The sequence below is a fragment of the Spirosoma aerophilum genome (assembly GCF_054782495.1).
Window position 1 is genome coordinate 394,329 of the sequence record NZ_BAAGSJ010000036.1, and the last position, 18,623, is coordinate 412,951.

14 protein-coding genes are annotated in these 18,623 nt (G+C 49.2%); 10 read left to right on the top strand and 4 right to left on the bottom strand.

Going from position 1 to position 18,623, the window contains the following annotated elements:
- Positions 1–54: 54 nt before the first annotated feature.
- The 10 genes from ACYVK4_RS29555 (at position 55) to ACYVK4_RS29600 (ending at position 11,291) form a co-directional block, all read left to right on the top strand.
- Positions 55–1,200 (top strand): Gfo/Idh/MocA family protein, encoded by a 1,146-nt coding sequence (locus ACYVK4_RS29555; protein ID WP_461131185.1) that lies wholly within the window; start codon positions 55–57, stop codon positions 1,198–1,200.
- A 59-nt stretch (positions 1,201–1,259) separates the two neighbouring features.
- Entirely contained in the window at positions 1,260–1,670 is a 411-nt protein-coding gene (locus tag ACYVK4_RS29560; protein WP_461131186.1) for a four helix bundle protein, read from the top strand.
- A gap of 82 nt (positions 1,671–1,752) precedes the next feature.
- Complete coding sequence (locus ACYVK4_RS29565; protein WP_461131187.1) at positions 1,753–2,805, top strand: sugar phosphate isomerase/epimerase family protein; 1,053 nt, start codon at positions 1,753–1,755, stop codon at positions 2,803–2,805.
- Between the two features lie 98 nt (positions 2,806–2,903).
- Positions 2,904–3,107: a hypothetical protein gene (locus tag ACYVK4_RS29570; protein WP_461131188.1), complete on the top strand. Its 204-nt coding sequence runs from the start codon at positions 2,904–2,906 to the stop codon at positions 3,105–3,107.
- 113 nt (positions 3,108–3,220) lie between these two features.
- A complete protein-coding gene (locus ACYVK4_RS29575) occupies positions 3,221–4,213 on the top strand; it encodes a phosphotransferase enzyme family protein (RefSeq protein WP_461131189.1) in 993 nt (330 codons plus the stop codon).
- Between the two features lie 498 nt (positions 4,214–4,711).
- Positions 4,712–6,793, top strand: coding sequence for a sensor histidine kinase (locus tag ACYVK4_RS29580; protein WP_461131190.1), 2,082 nt, complete (start codon positions 4,712–4,714; stop codon positions 6,791–6,793).
- 322 nt (positions 6,794–7,115) lie between these two features.
- Positions 7,116–7,886, top strand: coding sequence for a LytR/AlgR family response regulator transcription factor (locus ACYVK4_RS29585; protein ID WP_461131191.1), 771 nt, complete (start codon positions 7,116–7,118; stop codon positions 7,884–7,886).
- Positions 7,887–8,320: 434 nt separating this feature from the next.
- Positions 8,321–9,850 (top strand): T9SS type B sorting domain-containing protein, encoded by a 1,530-nt coding sequence (locus tag ACYVK4_RS29590; protein WP_461131192.1) that lies wholly within the window; start codon positions 8,321–8,323, stop codon positions 9,848–9,850.
- Positions 9,851–9,901: 51 nt separating this feature from the next.
- Positions 9,902–10,693, top strand: a complete 792-nt coding sequence (locus ACYVK4_RS29595) for a ThuA domain-containing protein (protein WP_461131193.1) — start codon at positions 9,902–9,904, stop codon at positions 10,691–10,693.
- Positions 10,694–10,970: 277 nt separating this feature from the next.
- On the top strand, positions 10,971–11,291 hold the full coding sequence (locus tag ACYVK4_RS29600; RefSeq protein WP_461131194.1) for a DMT family transporter: 321 nt from the start codon (positions 10,971–10,973) through the stop codon (positions 11,289–11,291).
- Positions 11,292–11,314: 23 nt separating this feature from the next.
- Here ACYVK4_RS29600 and ACYVK4_RS29605 read toward each other — a convergent pair whose 3' ends face one another.
- The 4 genes from ACYVK4_RS29605 to ACYVK4_RS29620 form a co-directional block, all read right to left on the bottom strand.
- Entirely contained in the window at positions 11,315–12,523 is a 1,209-nt protein-coding gene (locus ACYVK4_RS29605) for an MFS transporter (protein WP_461131195.1), read from the bottom strand.
- 85 nt (positions 12,524–12,608) lie between these two features.
- On the bottom strand, positions 12,609–13,271 hold the full coding sequence (gene msrA, locus ACYVK4_RS29610) for a peptide-methionine (S)-S-oxide reductase MsrA (RefSeq protein ID WP_461131196.1): 663 nt from the start codon (positions 13,269–13,271) through the stop codon (positions 12,609–12,611).
- 208 nt (positions 13,272–13,479) lie between these two features.
- A complete protein-coding gene (locus tag ACYVK4_RS29615) occupies positions 13,480–15,045 on the bottom strand; it encodes a RagB/SusD family nutrient uptake outer membrane protein (RefSeq protein WP_461131197.1) in 1,566 nt (521 codons plus the stop codon).
- 24 nt (positions 15,046–15,069) lie between these two features.
- The gene (locus ACYVK4_RS29620) at positions 15,070–18,300 is read right to left on the bottom strand and encodes a SusC/RagA family TonB-linked outer membrane protein (protein ID WP_461131198.1); all 3,231 of its coding nucleotides are present in this window, start codon (positions 18,298–18,300) and stop codon (positions 15,070–15,072) included.
- Positions 18,301–18,623 lie beyond the last annotated feature (323 nt).

Consider the following 18,623-nt stretch of genomic DNA (forward strand, 5'->3'; position numbering starts at 1 on the left):
GCGAATCTCTTTTTTACTCTGTGAATCGCTGCGGAATAATAATAACCCCTAATCATGCAAAAGATTAACATTGGTGTCGTTGGCACTGGATTCATCGGGCCTGCGCACATCGAAGCTCTGCGTCGCCTGCCAAATACAAACGTCCTCGCGCTGTGCGAAGTAACGCCTGAACTGGCCCGTCAGAAAGCCGATCAGCTCGGTATCGAGCGGTCCTGCACATTCGACGAACTGCTGGCCATGGAAGATATTAAGGTGGTACACATCTGTACACCTAACTTTCTTCACTTCTCGCAGTCGAAAGCGGCTCTGCTGGCCGGTAAGCATGTCGTTTGTGAGAAACCATTAGCCAAAGATTTACACGAAGCCAAAGAACTCGTTGAACTGGCCGCGCAAACCGGACTGGTCAATGCCGTGCATTTTAACCTTCGCTATTACCCGCTGGTTCGCCAGATGAAGGTGATGCGTGAGCAGGACGCGCTGGGCGATGTGTATTCCATTATTGGCTCCTACCTGCAGGATTGGCTTTTCTACGACACCGATTACAACTGGCGTCTGGAACCCGATAAGTCCGGCGACTCGCGCGCCATTGCCGATATTGGCTCTCACCTGATGGACAGTCTGGAGTATATCACCGGTCTGAAAACGGTAGCCGTCATGGCCGATTTCAATACAGTGCATAAAGTGCGGAAAAAGCCGCTTAAGCCCGTTGAGACGTATTCAGGGAAGATGCTCCAGCCTGAGGATTATGCCGACGTCCCCATCAATACCGAAGATCACGCCAATGTCCTGCTCCGTTTTGACAATGGCAACCGGGGGGTGATTACGGTATCGCAGGTGTCGGCGGGTCGCAAAAACCAGATGAAACTGGAGATTGCCGGTTCGAAGAAAACGTTTGCCTGGAATTCCGAAGCGCCTAACGAAATGTGGATCGGTAACCGCGACGGTGCCAACGAGTCGTTCATGCGCGACCCTTCGCTGGTTCACCCCGAAGCCCGGTCGGTGATCAGTTTCCCCGGCGGCCACAATGAAGGTTTCCCCGATACATCGAAGCAGTTGTTCAAGGAGGTGTACGACGCCATTGCCGCCGGAAAACAACCCGAAAATCCAACCTACCCAACCTTCGCCGACGGCTACCGCGAGTTGCTCATCTGCGAAAAAATCCTGGAATCTAACCGGAAGCAGGCCTGGGTGGAGATTTAATGAGCGAAAGAATGAAAGAGTGAAAGAGTGAATGATGGGACATGAGCAGTTTAATTGAGATGGAGCACGAAGAAGACTTAGCGAATGAAGCTTGGGTAGATTATTCTACGCATTCGAAAGGTCAATTCCTGGATGATCTTGAAAAACGACTTAAGGTGTTTATGCTTCGATGTGTCAAAGTATGTCGTGCTCTGCCAAAAGATTATGACGCACAACATTTTGGTCATCAACTTATTCGCTCTTCTTCATCGGCTGCAGCCAATTTTAGAGCCGTTCGCCGGGGTCGAAGCCAGAAGGAGTACTTTTCTAAACTAAGTATAACACTTGAAGAATTAGATGAATCGCTTTTCTGGCTTGAAACCCTTGTATTCACCGAAATTGTAGCAGAGCATCGACTACAAGATTTAATGGATGAAGGGTATCAAATAGTAAAAATTTTGGCCAAATCACGAAAAACAGCGAGCGACTGAAATAAAGAATGAAAGAGCTAGAGAGTGCTAATCCGCAGTGGTTTCACTTTTACGCTCTTTCACTCTTTCGCTCTTTAATGATATGAAAACAATGAAAGGTCCGGGCATATTTTTAGCCCAGTTTCTAGGGGACGCAGAACCCTTCAATAGTTTAGAGTCAATTGCCAGATACATGGCTGATTTGGGCTACAAAGGTATCCAGATTCCAACCTGGGACCCGCGCATGATCGACCTCAAGCAAGCGTCTGAAAGCCTTACCTATTGCGATGAACTGAAAGGTAAGCTGAAGGATATTGGCGTTGAAATCACCGAACTCGCTACCCACCTGCAAGGTCAGTTAGTCGCCGTACACCCGGCCTATGGCCCCATGTTCGATGGCTTTGGTCCGGCCGAACTGGCAGGAAAACCCAAAGAACAGCAGGCCTGGGCGGTCGATCAACTGCTGATGACCGCTAAAGCCAGTAAGAATCTGGGTCTGGTTGCCAGCCCTACTTTTTCGGGCGCGTTGCTGTGGCCATTCGTGTACCCCTGGCCGCAGCGTCCGGCAGGTCTGGTCGAAACCGGTTTCAAAGAACTTGCCGACCGCTGGTTGCCCATCCTGAATGCGTATGATGAAGCTGGTGTCGATGTGGCTTATGAACTGCACCCCGGTGAGGATCTACACGATGGCGTTACCTTCGAGATGTTCCTGGAGAAAGTGGGTAACCATCCCCGCGCCGGTATCAACTACGACCCAAGCCACTTTGTCCTGCAACAACTGGACTACCTCCAGTTCATCGACTTCTACCACGACCGTATTTATGCGTACCACGTGAAAGACGCTGAGTTCAATCCAACGGGTAAGCAGGGCGTGTATGGCGGCTATCAGGGCTGGGTAGAGCGTGCCGGACGGTTCCGTTCCCTGGGCGATGGTCAGGTGGATTTTGCAGGTATATTTTCCAAGCTGGCTCAGTACGACTACGACCGCTGGGCGGTACTGGAGTGGGAGTGCGCCATCAAACACCCCGAACAAGGGGCAGCCGAGGGGGCTCCATTCATTTCGGATCACATTATCCGCGTGACCGAACGTGCTTTCGACGACTTCGCCGGAACCGGTGCCGACGATGCCTTCAATAAGAAAGTATTGGGGCTGTAAAGTAATCTTCTTGTGTACATTGTGGTGTCGGGTTTTCGAACCCGACACTTTTTTTTGTTGGTAGACTTCCTACATTTACAAAAAAAACAATCAACAAAATGGCAGGTCAGGGGTCGGGTGGCAATGTACTTGCTGCTCTTTGCAGCTTCTTCATTCCGGGGTTAGGTCAACTGTTGCAGGGGCGGCTGCTCATGGCAATTTTACAGTTTGTGCTGGCCGCTGCCCTTTGGTTCATCCTGATGGGGTGGGTCATTCATCTCTGGTCAATCATCGATGCTGCCCGGTATAATCCGTCTAACTAAGTGTTGATTCGATTAAGGAGCGACACTTGCCATTTTTTACATGACTATGTCTTAGCCATTTTCTCGAAACGCGGCTAACAGAAGAGACTGTTGATCAATCTTATCCACTCTGTATGCCCACTTTTCCCGTTACCTCCTCTATTCTATCGAAAACGCACCTGGCTCAATTGCTACAACAGGTTTATAACCTATCGCCAGCAACAACCTGTCAGCTTCTGAAGGCCGGTGTTAATCATTCTTATCTGGTAACCGACGGTCTGGCCAAGTCTATTTTTAGAATATACAGTCTCCATTGGCGAACGCAGGACGAAATTAATGAAGAGCTTAAGCTGCTGACTCTGCTTAATCAAAACGGCATTCCTGTATCCTATCCACTGCCCGATGCCCATGGCAAGTATATTCAGGAATTGGAAGCACCGGAAGGCAAACGATTCGGTGTCCTATTCTCCTTTGCCGAAGGGGAGAAACTGCTCACTTTTTCGCCTGATCTACATTACAAAATGGGGCAGATTATGGCCCGCTTTCATCAGCTTACCCACCAGTTGACCTTGAGTCGGGCGACTTATACTCCCCAACGCTTACTTGTTGATTCACTCTCCCAACTGCCGCTGTTTCTACCTGCCGAATCAGATGAAATGAAGTTTATGCTGGAAACGCAGCGGTATCTTCTGCACGAGTTTGACGGTATTGACACGACTCAAACCCGGTTGGGGACGGTCCACCTGGACATCTGGTTCGATAATCTGAATATTGACAAAGACGGCCAGATTACCCTGTTCGACTTCGACTTTTGTGGAAACGGACTGCTTTGCCTCGACATAGCCTATTACATTCTCCAAATCCACAGTACAGAAGCGGATGTCAATGAGTTTCAGAATAAAAAGGCCCGCTTCCTGGCGGGGTACGAGTCGGTCACGGCATTAAGTGACGAAGAGAAACGGCTCCTGCCCATGCTTGGCCTGAGTGTCTATTTCTTTTATGTGGGCGTTCAGACGCAGCGCTTCGACGACTGGTCAAATACATTTCTGAACGAGTTGTATTTAAAACGATTAATCAACCTGCGCATCAAACGGTGGGCTGATTTTAATAAATTGATGGATAAATAATCCATTATGGCGAGTAACAGGATAATCTTTAACATTGCCTCTACGCTAAACATCCCCTCAGGAATACAGCAGTTAACCCCATGTAAGCATTACAGGTAATGTTTAATCTGTCGGGAAGGTATTCATCTGGCACTCATCTAATTCCCCAGCATCTGTCCGATTTTTCAAGATTATTATTCATTAAAGTAGTCTAATTTGATAATGGTGCTCTAACGTCTATAAGGGAGAAAGGTACAGTCACTCCTGTCAGAAGTAAATTTCTTATTCTTAAGGCTACTGTAATTCAGGTAGTTAGATTTGGTGTATGCGTTTTTTTTGTGACGTTACTCTAATCGTTAGCAATTAATCATACGGAAGAGCAGGCATTCTACTTTCATTGTCTTTTCGTAAACGTTAATCCTTCTTCCTTTGACTTAACTTTTATTGTATATTTCCTAGAACTTACATCCATCTACAGAAAAAAACTTCCCTTTTCGACCATTGATGTTCTATTTTATCATGAAAAGTCATCTCCGGACTTCGTTTTACCTTTTGATTTTGCTGGTGGTGATTGGTAGATCGGCTCTGGCTCAGGATCGGCTTATCGATAGTTTGAAAACACAGCTCAGGCACAAACTACCTGATACTACCCGGGCAAATACGTATTACCAAATCGCCAATACATTTTATAAACAAAGTAAACTCGACTCGTCCATCCATTATCTGCAGCCAATGCTTTTGCTGAGTAATCGGGTGCATTACCTCAAGGGCATGGGCGATTACAACTTGCTGTCGGCTCAGGTACGTTTACACCAGGGATTGTTTGATGAGTCGATACTCTGTGCACAGGCCGCCATAACCTATTATACGCAAGCCCATAGGCCGGGTTATGTGGCGAGGGTTTACCATAATCTGGGGCTACTGTACAAGACAATGGGCGAAGATCAACGCGTAAAGGCTCACCTGGAAAAAGGCATTTTTTATATGCAAAAGGCCATCAGTATTAATCAATCCCTAAAGGCTGATTTGCTGCTGGCTGAAAATTATATCAATCTGGGGATTATTTACGAAGACCTGAATGAGTTGGAGCGGGGGCGGGAATGCTTCATGAAGGCGATTGCCATCAATGACGCTATTCATGCGAAACCGGAAGCCTACCGGGTCATTTACAACAACCTTGGTAAAAATTCCAACGTACAGGGCCGATATGAAGAGGCCATTGGGTTTCTCAACAAAGCGCTGAAAATAAATCTGGAGCTGAACAGAACCACCAGCCTGGTTCATAACTATCGGAATTTGTCTACCGCTTACCAGGCGCTCAGAAAAGCTGATAAGGCCATGTATTACGGAGAAAAAGCCATACAACTGGTTGAAATTAGCAAAGACGCCCCCCTGACCTGGTCAGTCTATAAAATGATGTCGATGATGTACGCAAGTTTCGGCAAATATGAAAAAGCGTATCATTATTCCGTGCAGCATAAACGGATAGAGGATTCGTTAATGACGCTTGAAAAGAGTCGATCCGTTGCCAGGCTGGAGGGACAGTATGAGGTAAAAAAATCGAATGAATTAGCCACCATTCAGGCAAATTTAGCGTTGGCCAAGGCTCGGGAGATTGCTCGTATCGAATCCATTAAGGAAAAGGAGATTGCTACAATTCAGGCCGAAAAAAGCCGCCGTATCGCGGAGCTAAGTGCGGAGGCTGAAATTGAAAAAACTCGTGCCGTTGCCGAAGTGCAGGCCAAATACGAAACACAGCGACGTATTAGTCAGATTGCCGTGCTGGATGAACAAAATCAGCAGCAAACGCGCCAGGTGCAGTTTATGGGCGGGAGTATGGGGTTACTGATCCTGCTGCTGAGTATTTTGGTAGGGCAGTATTGGGCGCTCCGGCGGGCAAACATGCGTTTATCCGCTCAAAACGAAATTATTACCAGCAACAGTGAGCAGTTGGTCAGCCAGTCGGATCAGCTCCGGACGTTGATGAAAGAACTGCACCACCGCGTTAAAAACAACCTGGCCATTGTATCGAGCCTCCTCACCTTACAGGCAAATGGGCTGACAGATGAAAAAGCGATACAGGCGTTGCGAAAAGGACAGCAGCGGGTGCAGGCAATGTCATTAATCCATCAGCGGCTGTATCAGACAGATCGCGTAACGATTGTGAATATCCGTGAATATCTGACCGACCTGGCCGAAAGCCTGATGCAGGCTTATGGATACGAGTCGGATAATTTTGATCTTCAGGTTGATGTAGCACTCGACGAGTTAGATGTCGATGTGGCTATGCCGCTGGGATTAATTGTGAATGAGCTCATAACAAATTCCTTCAAGTACGCTTTTGCCAACCAGGAGCGACCATTGCTGCGAATAAAGCTCGATTATGCAGAAGGTGCCCTGGAGCCCGGTATAACCCTTGAAGTGCAGGATAATGGACCGGGTATAAAAGCCGCCGACTGGCAGAGAACCGGCTCCCGAACGTCTTTTGGTAAACGACTGGTGACGTCCCTTACGGAGCAGTTAGAAGGTAATTTTGAGTTAGATACCCATAACGGGACCTTGTTCAGACTTCATATTCCCCAGACCCGTCTGGCTGCCTGATCGACTGTTGTGTATTCGCGGCATAACAGTTTATCCTAATGCTCGAATAGTTGGGGCAGTGACCGCTTAAACAATATTGCCTTTTTACGTCAACAATACTTGTGAATGTATGTTGATAAATCGTTTTGTCTGATTGTGGCTCTATTCTTACTTTTGGTGCCGGTGAGTAAACATACCTATGCATGTTTACTGACATTAGGTACGTTTTTGAATTATCGAGTAAGTATATACCACACGCTTATAAACAAGAAGAATCTTTTGTGGGATCATGCAATCCGGTAGGCCGTCAAGCACTCCCAAAGCTGTAAAACGACAATCTTGAATGACCAGTGACGAACGTATACATATTTTGATTGTTGAAGACGAAGGTATCCTGGCAATGGAGTTAAGTGATAGCCTGGAAAGCGATGGGTATTTCGTTGTTGGTATTGCGAATAATGGCCGGAAAGCACTGGATTTGTTTCAGCGTCAGCGCGTTGATTTATTGTTGTGCGACATTACCATAAAAGGGGATTGGGACGGTATTGAAACTGTTCGGCGCTTAACGCTTGAGCGCCCTATACCAGTCATTTACCTGACGGCTCTAACCGACCGCGAAACCCTGGAGCGGGCTAAACAGACCTATCCTGCGGCTTATGTGAATAAACCCTACCAGTTGGGCAGTCTGCGAACGGCCATTGAATTGGCTATTCATAATTTTACTCAACGCAGCAAACCAACTCCCGCTACAGTAAACCCAACAGAACGGGGAACCCGTGACCGAGAGACGATCCTTCAGATCAATGATCACCTGTTTGTCAAGCAGAATTACCAGTTCGTTAAAATAAATGTGGGCGATCTTCTCTATTTGGAAGCTGATAACGTCTACACTACCCTGGTGACGACCAATAGGAAATACGTGATCCGGCTAACGCTGAGTGGTATTTTGGAACGAATGAATTTGCCATCGTTAGTTCGTATTCATCGATCTTATGCCGTCAATATTCACAAGGTAGACTCGTTTAACGATGCCGAACTGAATGTTGGAACACAGGCATTGCCGCTGAGCCGAAGCTATAAGGAAGACTTTTTACAGCGGTTTAACCATTATTGACCGACATAGTCGCGTTAGACCCGGTTGTTGGAAAAGCTGACCTGATTTCTCTCATACGTTAAAAACGGTTTACATCTTTATTCCGTCGGTTCGCCTACCAAATCCGGTTATTCACTGCTCTTCATGTGAAATGAAGTAACCGGTATACTATTTTTAACTAGACATTCGATACCCTCCTCGAGCTGAACCAGACTTGCTAAACGGCAGGCTGGTTCAGCGTTAACCAACCACACGTACTCAAAGACATATTCTGTCTACACCAGCAACGAGCCACTCACGAATCATGAGTGGCTCGTCGTTGTATAAACCATCTGGTAGTCAACCGGCAACCTTTTTGTTACATCGTTCGTATTGAGAAAAAAAATGTATCTTAGTCACCCCTTAATTGGTGGTCTGGCAATAAACGTCTCCCCCAGGTTAATGACACCAGGGCTATGCAAAAAGGATATAGTTGGCTGTTCATATGGTTGTTGACTTGGCTACCGGAACTGGTTGCCGGTCAAAATTTAATTCCGAATGGAAGCTTTGAAACCTACCGCAACTGCCCCCGTCAGAACAATCAACTGATTGAAGCCACCCCCTGGTACAATCCCAATCGAGCCACCCCCGATTTTTATCATCAATGTTTTCAAACAGGTCAGGTGTTGCTGCCTCCTCATTCAGGCCAGGGAGTGGGGCACTTATTTTTCGATCAGGGATGGGCTGAGTATTTTGCCGTACAGTTGAAAAAGCCCCTGACTGCAGGTGAGTGCTATTATTTTGAAATGTTTATTGCCACCGATACGCCTAATAAACTCCTGACAGAGACGTTTGGCGCTTATTTCTCGGCTGATGCCATGAATAACCAGACAACAACCGACATATTCCCCGTGCGGCCACAAGTACTGGATCGACAGCCTAAGAACACTATTCCCCGTTTGGAATGGCAACGGGTTTCCGGTTTTGTAACTGCCACTGGGGGAGAACAGTACGTGACAATAGGTAATTTCTACAGGTCACCCGCCTTCCTGGCTTATTATGAACTGTTTGTCGATGATATTTCGCTGCTGCCTATCACGCTTGACTTAGGCAAAGACACCACGCTATGCGGGCGAAAAAGTACCCTTTTGCTCGATGCCACAACACCGGGGGCATCGGACTATCGCTGGAGTAACGGCAGCACAAAACCTACATTGCTGGTAACCAGGCCGGGAAAATACTCTGTAACGGCTCTCACGTCCTGCAAAACGGTCATCGATACCATTACCGTCGATTATGCCCTCGACTTCGATCTGGGCACTGATACAACCCTTTGTAATGGGCAAACGCTCATGCTGAAAGTGCCGCCAAGTGCCGTATCGACCTATCGATGGCAGGACGGCTCACAACAGAACACATTTACAGCTCAGCGGGAGGGCAGATATAGTATTCAGGTCACTCAGGCGAGTTGTGTAGCTGCCGATAGTATTACCATTCGCTATGTTCGGCCCCCTCAACTGGAGCTAGGTCCGGAGCAGAAACTTTGCGGAGCGGAGTTGTTCACGATAAAACCTGCCGTTGCCGATGGGAAATTCAAATGGATGGACCAGACGTCGGGCATCGAGCGAACGGTAAGTTCATCCGGCGTATATATCGCCAGTGTTCAAAATGATTGTGCAACGATCACCGACTCGATCAACATCGATTACACGGCATGCGACTGTATTTTATATGCACCCAACAGTTTTACGCCTAATGACGACGGGCTAAACGACGTCTTTCTGGCGTATGGTTGCGGAGATATTACCATTACATCGCTGGCCATTTTCAATCGGTGGGGCGAAATCGTTTTTCAGACAGCTACCGAACCGTTTCAATGGAATGGCTACTACCGGGGTGAGGCCTGTAAAACCGGCGTATACGCCTGGAGAATAAACTATAACCTCAATCAACGGGGAACGATAAAGTCCAGCCAGCAACAAGGATCACTCAACTTGATTCGGTAATTGCTCAAGGATGCCGATATATTTTTAGCCTACAGTTGCGCTCAATCGTGTATGAAAAATCACCTGCTGCCCCAGGCCTGGACTAGCCTGTTCATCTTTTTGTTTATCCTTATTCGGGCGGTTCCAACGTTCGGACAGGTGGGGGAGCCGAGATTCAGGGTGGTCGCTATGACCGAATCGGGTGGCATTCATGCGCCCTTTGTGGCGGCCGCCAAAGCGTGGCTCGCCAAAGAAGCTGCCCAAAATAATTTTACGGTCGATTATATTGAAAACGCCGAGCCTATAACCGATCAGTTTCTATCGCACTACCAGCTCTTCATTCAGTTGAATTATCCTCCTTATATGTGGAGTGACAGGGCTAAAGCAGCGTTTCAAAAATACATTACAGAAGGGAAAGGCGGCTGGATTGGCTTTCATCACGCTACTTTATTGGGGGAATTTGATGGATACGCCCTATGGCCCTGGTTCTCCGACTTTATGGGCGGTATTCGGTACAAGAACTATATTCCGGGCTTCGCTAAAGCAACCGTTCATATAGAAGGGAAGCAGCACCCTGTCATGAAGAATTTACCGGCTACGTTCGAGGTGCAGAAAGAAGAATGGTATACCTACAACAAAAGCCCGCGACCGAATGTGACTGTGCTTGCCTCCGTCGACGAGACAACGTATGTACCTGATTCAGAAATTAAGATGGGCACCGACCACCCGGTTGTTTGGTCGAACGAGCACATGAAAGCCCGTAACGTTTATATTTTCATGGGCCATCACCCCGATTTACTCCTGAACGAAGCGTTCGTAACGCTCTTCCGGAATGCTATTTATTGGGGTGCGGCCAAATTCTAGCACTCGATTGCATCTTCGGTCAACAAATGGGTATGAGTCAGGACAACGGCCCTTACAACGAACGACTCCCCATAAGTTCGACAGGTATTTTCTTCCCGGCGGCTACGTTAACGTAGCCAGGTTTATACAGGGCAATCAAGCTTTTGTTCCCTTCTAGGCGGGGTGGCAACGGCTACAGTTGTCAGTTGAATCGGCTGCGTGCCAGTTAACGGTATTACCCAGAAAGACAATAGGACAACAATGAGGTTATAGATGAAAGACTGTTCTCTATTCTAAAATGGCGTGGCTTATTCTTATTCTGGCTGGTTTGTTTGAAGTAGGTTTTACAACCTGCCTCAAGTTATCGGATAATTTCCGTCACCTGGGTTGGGCAGCCGGGTTTCTGGTCTGTGCAATACTTAGTTTCTACTGCCTTAACAAAGCTGCACAGGACATACCGTTAGGTACGGCTTATGCTGTCTGGACAGGAATTGGAGCGGTTGGTACCGTTATGATGGGTATACTTTTCTTCCGGGAGCCGAGTGATTTCTGGCGGTTATTTTTCATTGTACTCCTGGTCGGTTCGGTGATTGGGTTGAAAGCGGTATCGGCCCATTAAGTAGGAACGGGTCCTGCCTGGTGTTAAAATAACTTCACCAATTTGGCCAAACCTGCCGAAATGAGCAACATGACGGCAACAAAGCCCAGCCCATACACCAGCCCAAATGCTTCGGCAACGAAGCCAATAACGGGCGGTCCGGCCAGAAAACCAATGAAACTGAACGTAGCAAAGGTAGCCAGCCCGGCTGCGGGCGGGATGCCTTCAACGCGCATGGATGCCGCGTACAGCACCGGTGCACCCAGAGAGCAGCCTGCTCCCAGCACAGCAAAGCCGATCAATGCCGTGGCTGGGTAGGGGAGCACAATGGCAAATAGTAGCCCCGCTGCCCCAATGACTCCCCCAATCTGTAACCAGCGTTTGGCACCAATTCTGGGAATAATGGCGTCGCCCAGAAAGCGAAAACTAGTCATGGTGAGCGAAAAGGCACCAAATCCCAGGGCCGCAATCTGGCTGGAAGCGCCCAGCGTTTCGCGCAAATAAACGGCGCTCCAGTCGAAAGCGGCACCTTCGCCCATCGCCAGAGAAAGGCCTATCAAAATCATCAGTAACAAATCCAGATTGGGCCGTACAAACGATGAGCCGGTTTTTTCGCCCGTTGCGGTTCGGCTGCTCGATGGTATTTGTGCCAGAATGGGTTGAAGAACAAAGGTCATTAGTAAGATCAGACCGGCCATAACAGCAAGGTGGACGGGAGGGGAAACGTGCAGCGCAATAACGGCACCGGCAATGCCCGACCCCAACAGTCCGCCCAGGCTCCACATACCGTGGCACGACGACATAATCACGATGTTCTGAGCCCGTTCCAGATTAGTCGCGGTTGTGTTCATGGCCACATTAATAAGGGCCGCATTTAACCCGACCAGAAACAGACCGATACAAAGCACAAATGGATTCGGGGCATTGAGCGGGATACAGATGGCCACTGTCAACCCTACCGCCGACCAGAAACAGGCGCGCGCTTCGCCCAGACGGGCAATGATCCAGCCGGTTAATGGATTCATGACGAGTAAGCCAATCGGCATGGCGAAAAGGGTCAGGCCAAGTTCGGCATCAGAGAGGTGTAGCTTGGCCTTTACAAACGGAATGTGCGCTACCCAGCTGCCAAAGAGAATGCTATCGGAAGCGAAGACCAGACCAACGGCCAACGCCTGCCGGTTCAGAAAGAACGTCAGCAGGTTTTGAATGAATAGATTTCGTTTGGGTTTATTGAAAGAGGCCGTTGTATCCATAACGCAAAAATAGCCGGTTATAACCGGCTATTTTTATTATCTATTATCCGTTAGTAATGCTGTAATGCTGTTTTTGATAAACAAATCAGTCCAACATTGTCAACGACGTATTATTTTTAAGATGGCCTGCCATTGCTTTACGGAGTTTCTCAACTTTTGGTAACGATACCCGCTGGATATAAGGCTGGTCGGGATGAAGTGCGAAATAGTTCTGGTGGTAGTTTTCGGCCGGGTAGAATACCGTGAGGGGTGTTACCTCCGTAACCACCGGATTAGCATAGTGCTTTGACTCATTGGTGCGTTTGATAGCCGCCAGAATTTCGGCCTTTTCGGTGGGTGTCCGGTAGAAAGCGACAGACCGGTAGTCACGACCAACATCAGGGCCTTGCCGGTTCAGGGTGGTTGGATCATGACCGGCAAAAAAAGCGTCGAGCAGTTGGGTATAGCTGATCACCTTTGGGTCGTAGTAAACCTGTACGGATTCGGCATGGCCGGTCATGTCAGTACCTACCTGTTCGTAGGTGGGGTTTTTAACCGTACCCCCAGCATAACCGGAAATGACCTCGCGAACCCCCTTGAGCTGGTTCATGCCTTCTTCAAGGGCCCAGAAGCAGCCACCCGCAAAGGTTGCTACCGCTTCGCCATCTTTCAGGGCGGGAAGTTTGGCAGGCGCGTAATCTTTCGACTGGCCTTGTGCGCAACCTGCCAGCAACAGCAGACTGAGTGCCAATAAGTGAATTCCTTTCATGTTATTTCGTGAAGTAGTAAGTTGCTGTATAAACGTTTGAAACTGAATTCCGGTTTCTTTTTGCCACAGAGATGCACGGAGAAGACACGGTGATGCACAAAGAATAAATTATAAAAACTCTGCGTATCTGTGTAATAATAATACAAACTAAAAAAGCCGATAAGGTCATAACGACCCTATCGGCTTTTTTGCATATATCACTCGTCCGTTAAACGCCTGGGTAACCTGGGTTCTGAGTTTTCAGGTTAGGGTTGTTCAACAGTTCCTGTTTTGGAATAGGCAGCAGCAGGTGCTTCTCCTGCAAGGCCTGATTCGAGCTCTTGTTCACGTGACCCACAAAGTTGTCGAAACCATTGGTGGTCTCATTGTAGACTTTCCGTAACCGGACCATGTCGAACCAGGTGATCTGCTCGTAGCAGAGCTCATGCCAGCGCTCCCGCCAAACGGCTTCCCGGAAAGTAGCCTGGGTGTAGCTGCCCAGGGCAGGAGTGGTCAGCGTAGCCCGGTCCCGAATGCGTTTGAAGGCATCGTAAGCCGCCTGAGTAGGACCACCCACTTCATTCTGCGCTTCGGCGTAGATCAGCAGCGTTTCGGCATAGCGGATCTGGGGCACGTTGAGGTTGTTCTGACGTGAGCCGGCCACACCCGCTGTGCCATTGGCCGTGCGGTTGAAGTGCTTGAACACGTAGGGTGCACCTAACGAGAAAGGAGCGCCGTTGCCGTTGGTATAATAGGTGGTGTAGAAATACCCCACTTGGTCTTTGGCCCGCAGATCGCCCGGCTCATACGAGTTGTAGAACGCTGTTGTCGGTACCGAGCTACCCGTTCCCCCGGGTCCGTTGTAAGTAACGGGCTTGAAGTTGGGGTAAAAGTTGTCCATGGGGTTACCCGCTACCAGGGTGTTGTACTGGAGCATGAACAGATGCTCGACGCGGTTCTTGGTACTTTCCCGGTGCACGTCTTCGTAGGTGGTGAAGAGGTTGATCACCGAGGGGTTGGCGTTGGCATAGGTAATGACCTCGAAGGCTTTATCAGCCGCCAGTTTGTAGTGCGACGCGCCTTTATTAAGGGGGAAACCGGCCATGGTGAGGTACACTTTAGCGAGCTGGGTTTTGACCGCAGCCAGATTAACCCGGCCACTGGCATCCATCCACGCCAGCCCCGAGGCTTCAGCCGCTATCAAATCATCGACGATCAGTTTGTACACATCTTCCTTCGAGGCACGTGCGGGTAAGAAATCCGCCGATGCCGCCGATTGAGGGGTTGTAATTAACGGAATGTCGCCCCACAATTGAACGGCCGTGAAGTAAGCTGTAGCCCGCAGGAATCGGGTTTCACCCAGAATCTTGGCTTTCTGAGCCGCATCCATTGGCGTGATGGCCGGAACCCGGTCCAGCACCTGATTGGCATTGGCGATAACCCGGTAGAGGCCGTTCCAGTAGTTGACCACGTGAGCTGTATTCCCATCGTGCACCAGACTATACAGGTTGTTGAGGTCGGAGTTCTGAGCCGTTTCCGTAGTGGAGGTTCCCGTCAGGGCTTCCAGCAACTGCCAGTTGCTGGAGAAGATGCCCGCTCCGTCGCCCATGAACCGAAGGCTGGCGTAGACCGAAGCCAAACCCGCTTCCGCGTGGTCAGGAATCGTATAGAAGTTGTTCGTCGTTAAGTTGGACGGGGCCTGTTCCTTGAGGAATTCAGTACAGCCTATGGGGCCGGTCAGGGCTACACCCACCAGTAAAGCCCGGCTGATGTGTTTTGCGATTGTATGTCTCATACTATAGAATGTCAGTTAATTAAATTACAAACCAATCTGAAGGCCCAGAAGGTAAGTGGTTGGTTTAGGGTAATTGTGCCAGATCATACCTTGCGAGAAGGCGCTGTTTCCGGTACCCTGGTTGGTTGGCGTAACCTCAGGATCGCCAACGATAGGATCTTCCAGCAGCAGGAAGAAATTTTGTGCTGATGCGTATACGCGTAACCGGTTTAGTTTCAGCTTATTGGTGATATTGGCAGGAAGCGTATAGCCAAACAGCAGGTTACGGCCCCGCAGGAATGAGCCATTCTTGATCCAGTGGCTATCCACGTTGGTTACATAACCAGCCCGTGTGTCGCGCACTTCGGCAATCTGGCTACTCTGGTTGGTAGGTGTCCAGGCATCGAGTACGGATGAATAGCTGTTGGCCAGGGCCTGACGGTCTTCGCTGGCGTGCAGATTCATCATCATTACTTTGTTGCCGAACATGTACTGAAGTTCCAGGGTAGCATCGAAGTTACCCACCCGGATGTTGTTGGTCATAGCACCCCAGCCTTTGGGGCTACCGTTGCCAATGATGCTGCGGTCAGCATCGGTAATGGCTTTGTCGCCGTTAACATCGAGGTACTTGATGTCGCCGGGCAGAATAGTCAGACCGTTACGGTAGCTGGTGAACTTGGCGGCTTCTTCCCGCTCGGCCTCACTCCAGATACCTACACGTGTCAGCCCCCAGAATGAACCTACTGGTTCCCCAATACGGATCACGTTGGTTGGGTTGGTAAAGTTCGGACCACCTACGTTGAAGATGTCAGAAGGCGTCGCCAGCGAGAGGACTTTGTTCTGGTTAAGCGAGATGTTGAAGGAGGTATTCCAACTGAAGGTGCCGCGGTTGACGTTGACTGTGTTCAGGCCAAACTCGAAACCTTTGTTCTCCATCGAGCCGATGTTGCGTCGGATAGTGGCGTAACCGCTCGACTGAGGAACGGGAGCGTCCAGCAGCATGTCGGTCGTCAGGCGGTAGTAGTAGTCAGCTTCCAGCGAGATGCGTCCTTTGAGGAAACCGATCTCCAAACCTACATCCGTTTGAGCGGTCTTCTCCCAGCGCAGGTCAGGGTTAGCCAGACGGTTAATGCCTGTGCCACTCACTCTTGTATCGTTGTAAATAGTCGAATAGTTCGAACTCAACAGGGAGAGCGAAGAGTAAGGTGGAATTTCGGAGTTACCCGTCAGACCATAACTGGCGCGGACTTTCAGGTTGGAGATGACCTGGTTGCCTTTGAGGAAATCCTCTTCCGATACCCGCCAGGCCAGAGCCGCCGAGGGGAAGAACGCAAACTTGTGGTTTTCCCCGAACTTCGAGGATCCGTCGGCCCGGCCCGTTGCCGTGAAGAGATACTTGTTCTTGTAGCCGTAGTTGATCCGGCCGAAATACGAGTTAAAGGCAAAGCGCGACGCGCCTGAGCTCACCCCGGGGTTAATCGCCCCGGCTCCCAGGTTGTTAAAACCGAAGTAGTCGGTGGCAAAACCGCTCACACTGGCGCCGATGCCAAAGGTGTTGGTTTCCTGCCACGACAGACCCAGCAACCCCGTGAAGGAGTGGTCCTGACCGAACTGCTTGTTATAGGTCAGGTAGTTCTCCAGCGACCAGAAATTCTGACGGTTATTATTCGCCGATGCGTTACCGTTGTTGCCGATGTTGAGCGTACGAGTCTGCGACTGGTTGATCTCCTGGGTCTGGATATTGGTGCCCAGGACGGTGCGCATCTCCAGGCCTTTACCGAAGGTAATGTTGGTAAACAAGCTGCCCAGAATCGTTTGTGTGTTTTGGATATACTTGCGGTCCATCAGTCGGTGCACCGAACTCATGGTTCCTTCGGCATACGGGTAGTCGCGGTTCTCGGCGAATACACCCGTGTCGGGGTAACGAACAGGTAGGAAGGGGAAGTCTTCCACGATCTGTCGGGCTACGGCATCGTTAATGTCCACCAGGTTTTCCGTCTGGTAGTTGTAGCTCATGGTTCCACCAATCTTGAGCCAGCTTTTGACCTGATCATCAATCGAGAAACGGCCCGAGTAACGCTTCATGTAGGAGGTTTTGATCAGCCCCTGATCGTCGCGGTAGTTGAGCGAGAGCGAGTACTGGGTCCGCTCGTTACCCCCACTGAAACCCAACTGGTGGTTCTGGGATAAGGTGTTCTGCGACGATTCTTTGAACCAGTCGGTGTCGTAAAGCGGATTCAGGTTAGCATCGAACACACCAGGGCGGGCGGCACTGAACGCGGCCCGGCGTACTTTGGGGTCCAGATACGACCACTTGCCGGCAGCCCAGCCCACGGGGTCATATTTAGCCATGTTGGCGTAAGCCAGATCTTCGGTAGCCAGATACTCTTTGGCATTCAGCACCTTGGGTTTGTTGGGTCCGATGGTGTTAACGCTGAACTGACTGTCGTACGTAACGCGGCTTTCACCGGCTTTCCCTTTACGGGTTTGTACCAGGATAACGCCGTTGGCACCCCGAGCTCCGTAGATGGCCGTCGAAGAGGCATCCTTAAGGACCTCGACGTTCACGATATCGTTGGGGTTGATGTAGTCGATGGGGTTGCTGAATTGGTCACCGGTACCCTGGGGCAGCATGACGCCATCCACCACATAGAGGGGGTTGTTGGAAGAGTTGATGGAGCTGAAACCGCGGATCCGGACGGTGGTTCGTCCGCCGGGTCGTCCCGAGTTGGTGTTGACCTGCACCCCCGGCATGCGGCCTGAAAGTGCCTGGTTCAGCGAAGGGGCGGGGCGTTCCTGCAACTGCGCTTCTTTCACACCTGTAACAGCCCCGGTAAGGTCAGACTTCCGAGTTGTACCGTAACCGATCACGACAATCTCGTCCAATACTTTGCTGTCCGTTTTAAGGCTGACGCTTATTGACGTCTGATTGCCAACATTCACTTCCTGCGGCAGATACCCGACAAACGAGAACACCAGGGTAGAGGAGCCATCGGGTACGTCGATTTTATATTGTCCGTCGGCATCGGTAACGGTTCCGCGCTGGGTTCCTTTCAGGATTACACTTACACCCGGAAGTCCTTCTGACTTTTCGTCGGTAACACGACCTGTGAGTGTACGGTCAGCCACCTTTACGGATTGATGGACAGATAACTTCGGATTAACAGGCTTTCCTGCATAAGTAAAACTAACACACAAAGCTGCCAATAGTAATTGAGTGCTTGAAACTCTAATTAACCTATCGGACAGGAGTTTAGGTGGTAAGAGTTTTGCCATAAAAAAGTTACCTGAGGGTAACGGTTTGAAGTTAAAATGGAAAGAAAAATAGATGATATGGTAAATATCTAGGGGAAAAATAACTTATGGATATTAACTACTCATTTAGATTAGAAAAAAATTAATTAATAGTTTAAATCTTATTAAAAAAATGGCATTAGTATTTATACTTATTAAATAAATTTAATAGTAATTATTGCTCTAATACATATGAGTATTATTTGTTAAGTAATGGTAAGTTAGTTTAGGCTTGTTCAGATAAGAAGAAACTGGGCTTACTTTTAGATAAAATAGCCTAACAAGCCCAATTGAATAGGTATTCC

Excerpts from the sequence above, each read along its gene's own strand:
- ACYVK4_RS29555 (WP_461131185.1), top strand. The coding sequence starts at position 55 with ATGCAAAAGATTAACATTGGTGTCGTTGGCACTGGATTCATCGGGCCT.
- ACYVK4_RS29560 (WP_461131186.1), top strand. The coding sequence starts at position 1,260 with ATGGAGCACGAAGAAGACTTAGCGAATGAAGCTTGGGTAGATTATTCT.
- ACYVK4_RS29565 (WP_461131187.1), top strand. The coding sequence starts at position 1,753 with ATGAAAACAATGAAAGGTCCGGGCATATTTTTAGCCCAGTTTCTAGGG.
- ACYVK4_RS29570 (WP_461131188.1), top strand. The coding sequence starts at position 2,904 with ATGGCAGGTCAGGGGTCGGGTGGCAATGTACTTGCTGCTCTTTGCAGC.
- ACYVK4_RS29575 (WP_461131189.1), top strand. The coding sequence starts at position 3,221 with ATGCCCACTTTTCCCGTTACCTCCTCTATTCTATCGAAAACGCACCTG.
- ACYVK4_RS29580 (WP_461131190.1), top strand. The coding sequence starts at position 4,712 with ATGAAAAGTCATCTCCGGACTTCGTTTTACCTTTTGATTTTGCTGGTG.
- ACYVK4_RS29585 (WP_461131191.1), top strand. The coding sequence starts at position 7,116 with ATGACCAGTGACGAACGTATACATATTTTGATTGTTGAAGACGAAGGT.
- ACYVK4_RS29590 (WP_461131192.1), top strand. The coding sequence starts at position 8,321 with ATGCAAAAAGGATATAGTTGGCTGTTCATATGGTTGTTGACTTGGCTA.
- ACYVK4_RS29595 (WP_461131193.1), top strand. The coding sequence starts at position 9,902 with ATGAAAAATCACCTGCTGCCCCAGGCCTGGACTAGCCTGTTCATCTTT.
- ACYVK4_RS29600 (WP_461131194.1), top strand. The coding sequence starts at position 10,971 with ATGGCGTGGCTTATTCTTATTCTGGCTGGTTTGTTTGAAGTAGGTTTT.
- ACYVK4_RS29605 (WP_461131195.1), bottom strand. The coding sequence starts at position 12,523 with ATGGATACAACGGCCTCTTTCAATAAACCCAAACGAAATCTATTCATT.
- msrA (WP_461131196.1), bottom strand. The coding sequence starts at position 13,271 with ATGAAAGGAATTCACTTATTGGCACTCAGTCTGCTGTTGCTGGCAGGT.
- ACYVK4_RS29615 (WP_461131197.1), bottom strand. The coding sequence starts at position 15,045 with ATGAGACATACAATCGCAAAACACATCAGCCGGGCTTTACTGGTGGGT.
- ACYVK4_RS29620 (WP_461131198.1), bottom strand. The coding sequence starts at position 18,300 with ATGGCAAAACTCTTACCACCTAAACTCCTGTCCGATAGGTTAATTAGA.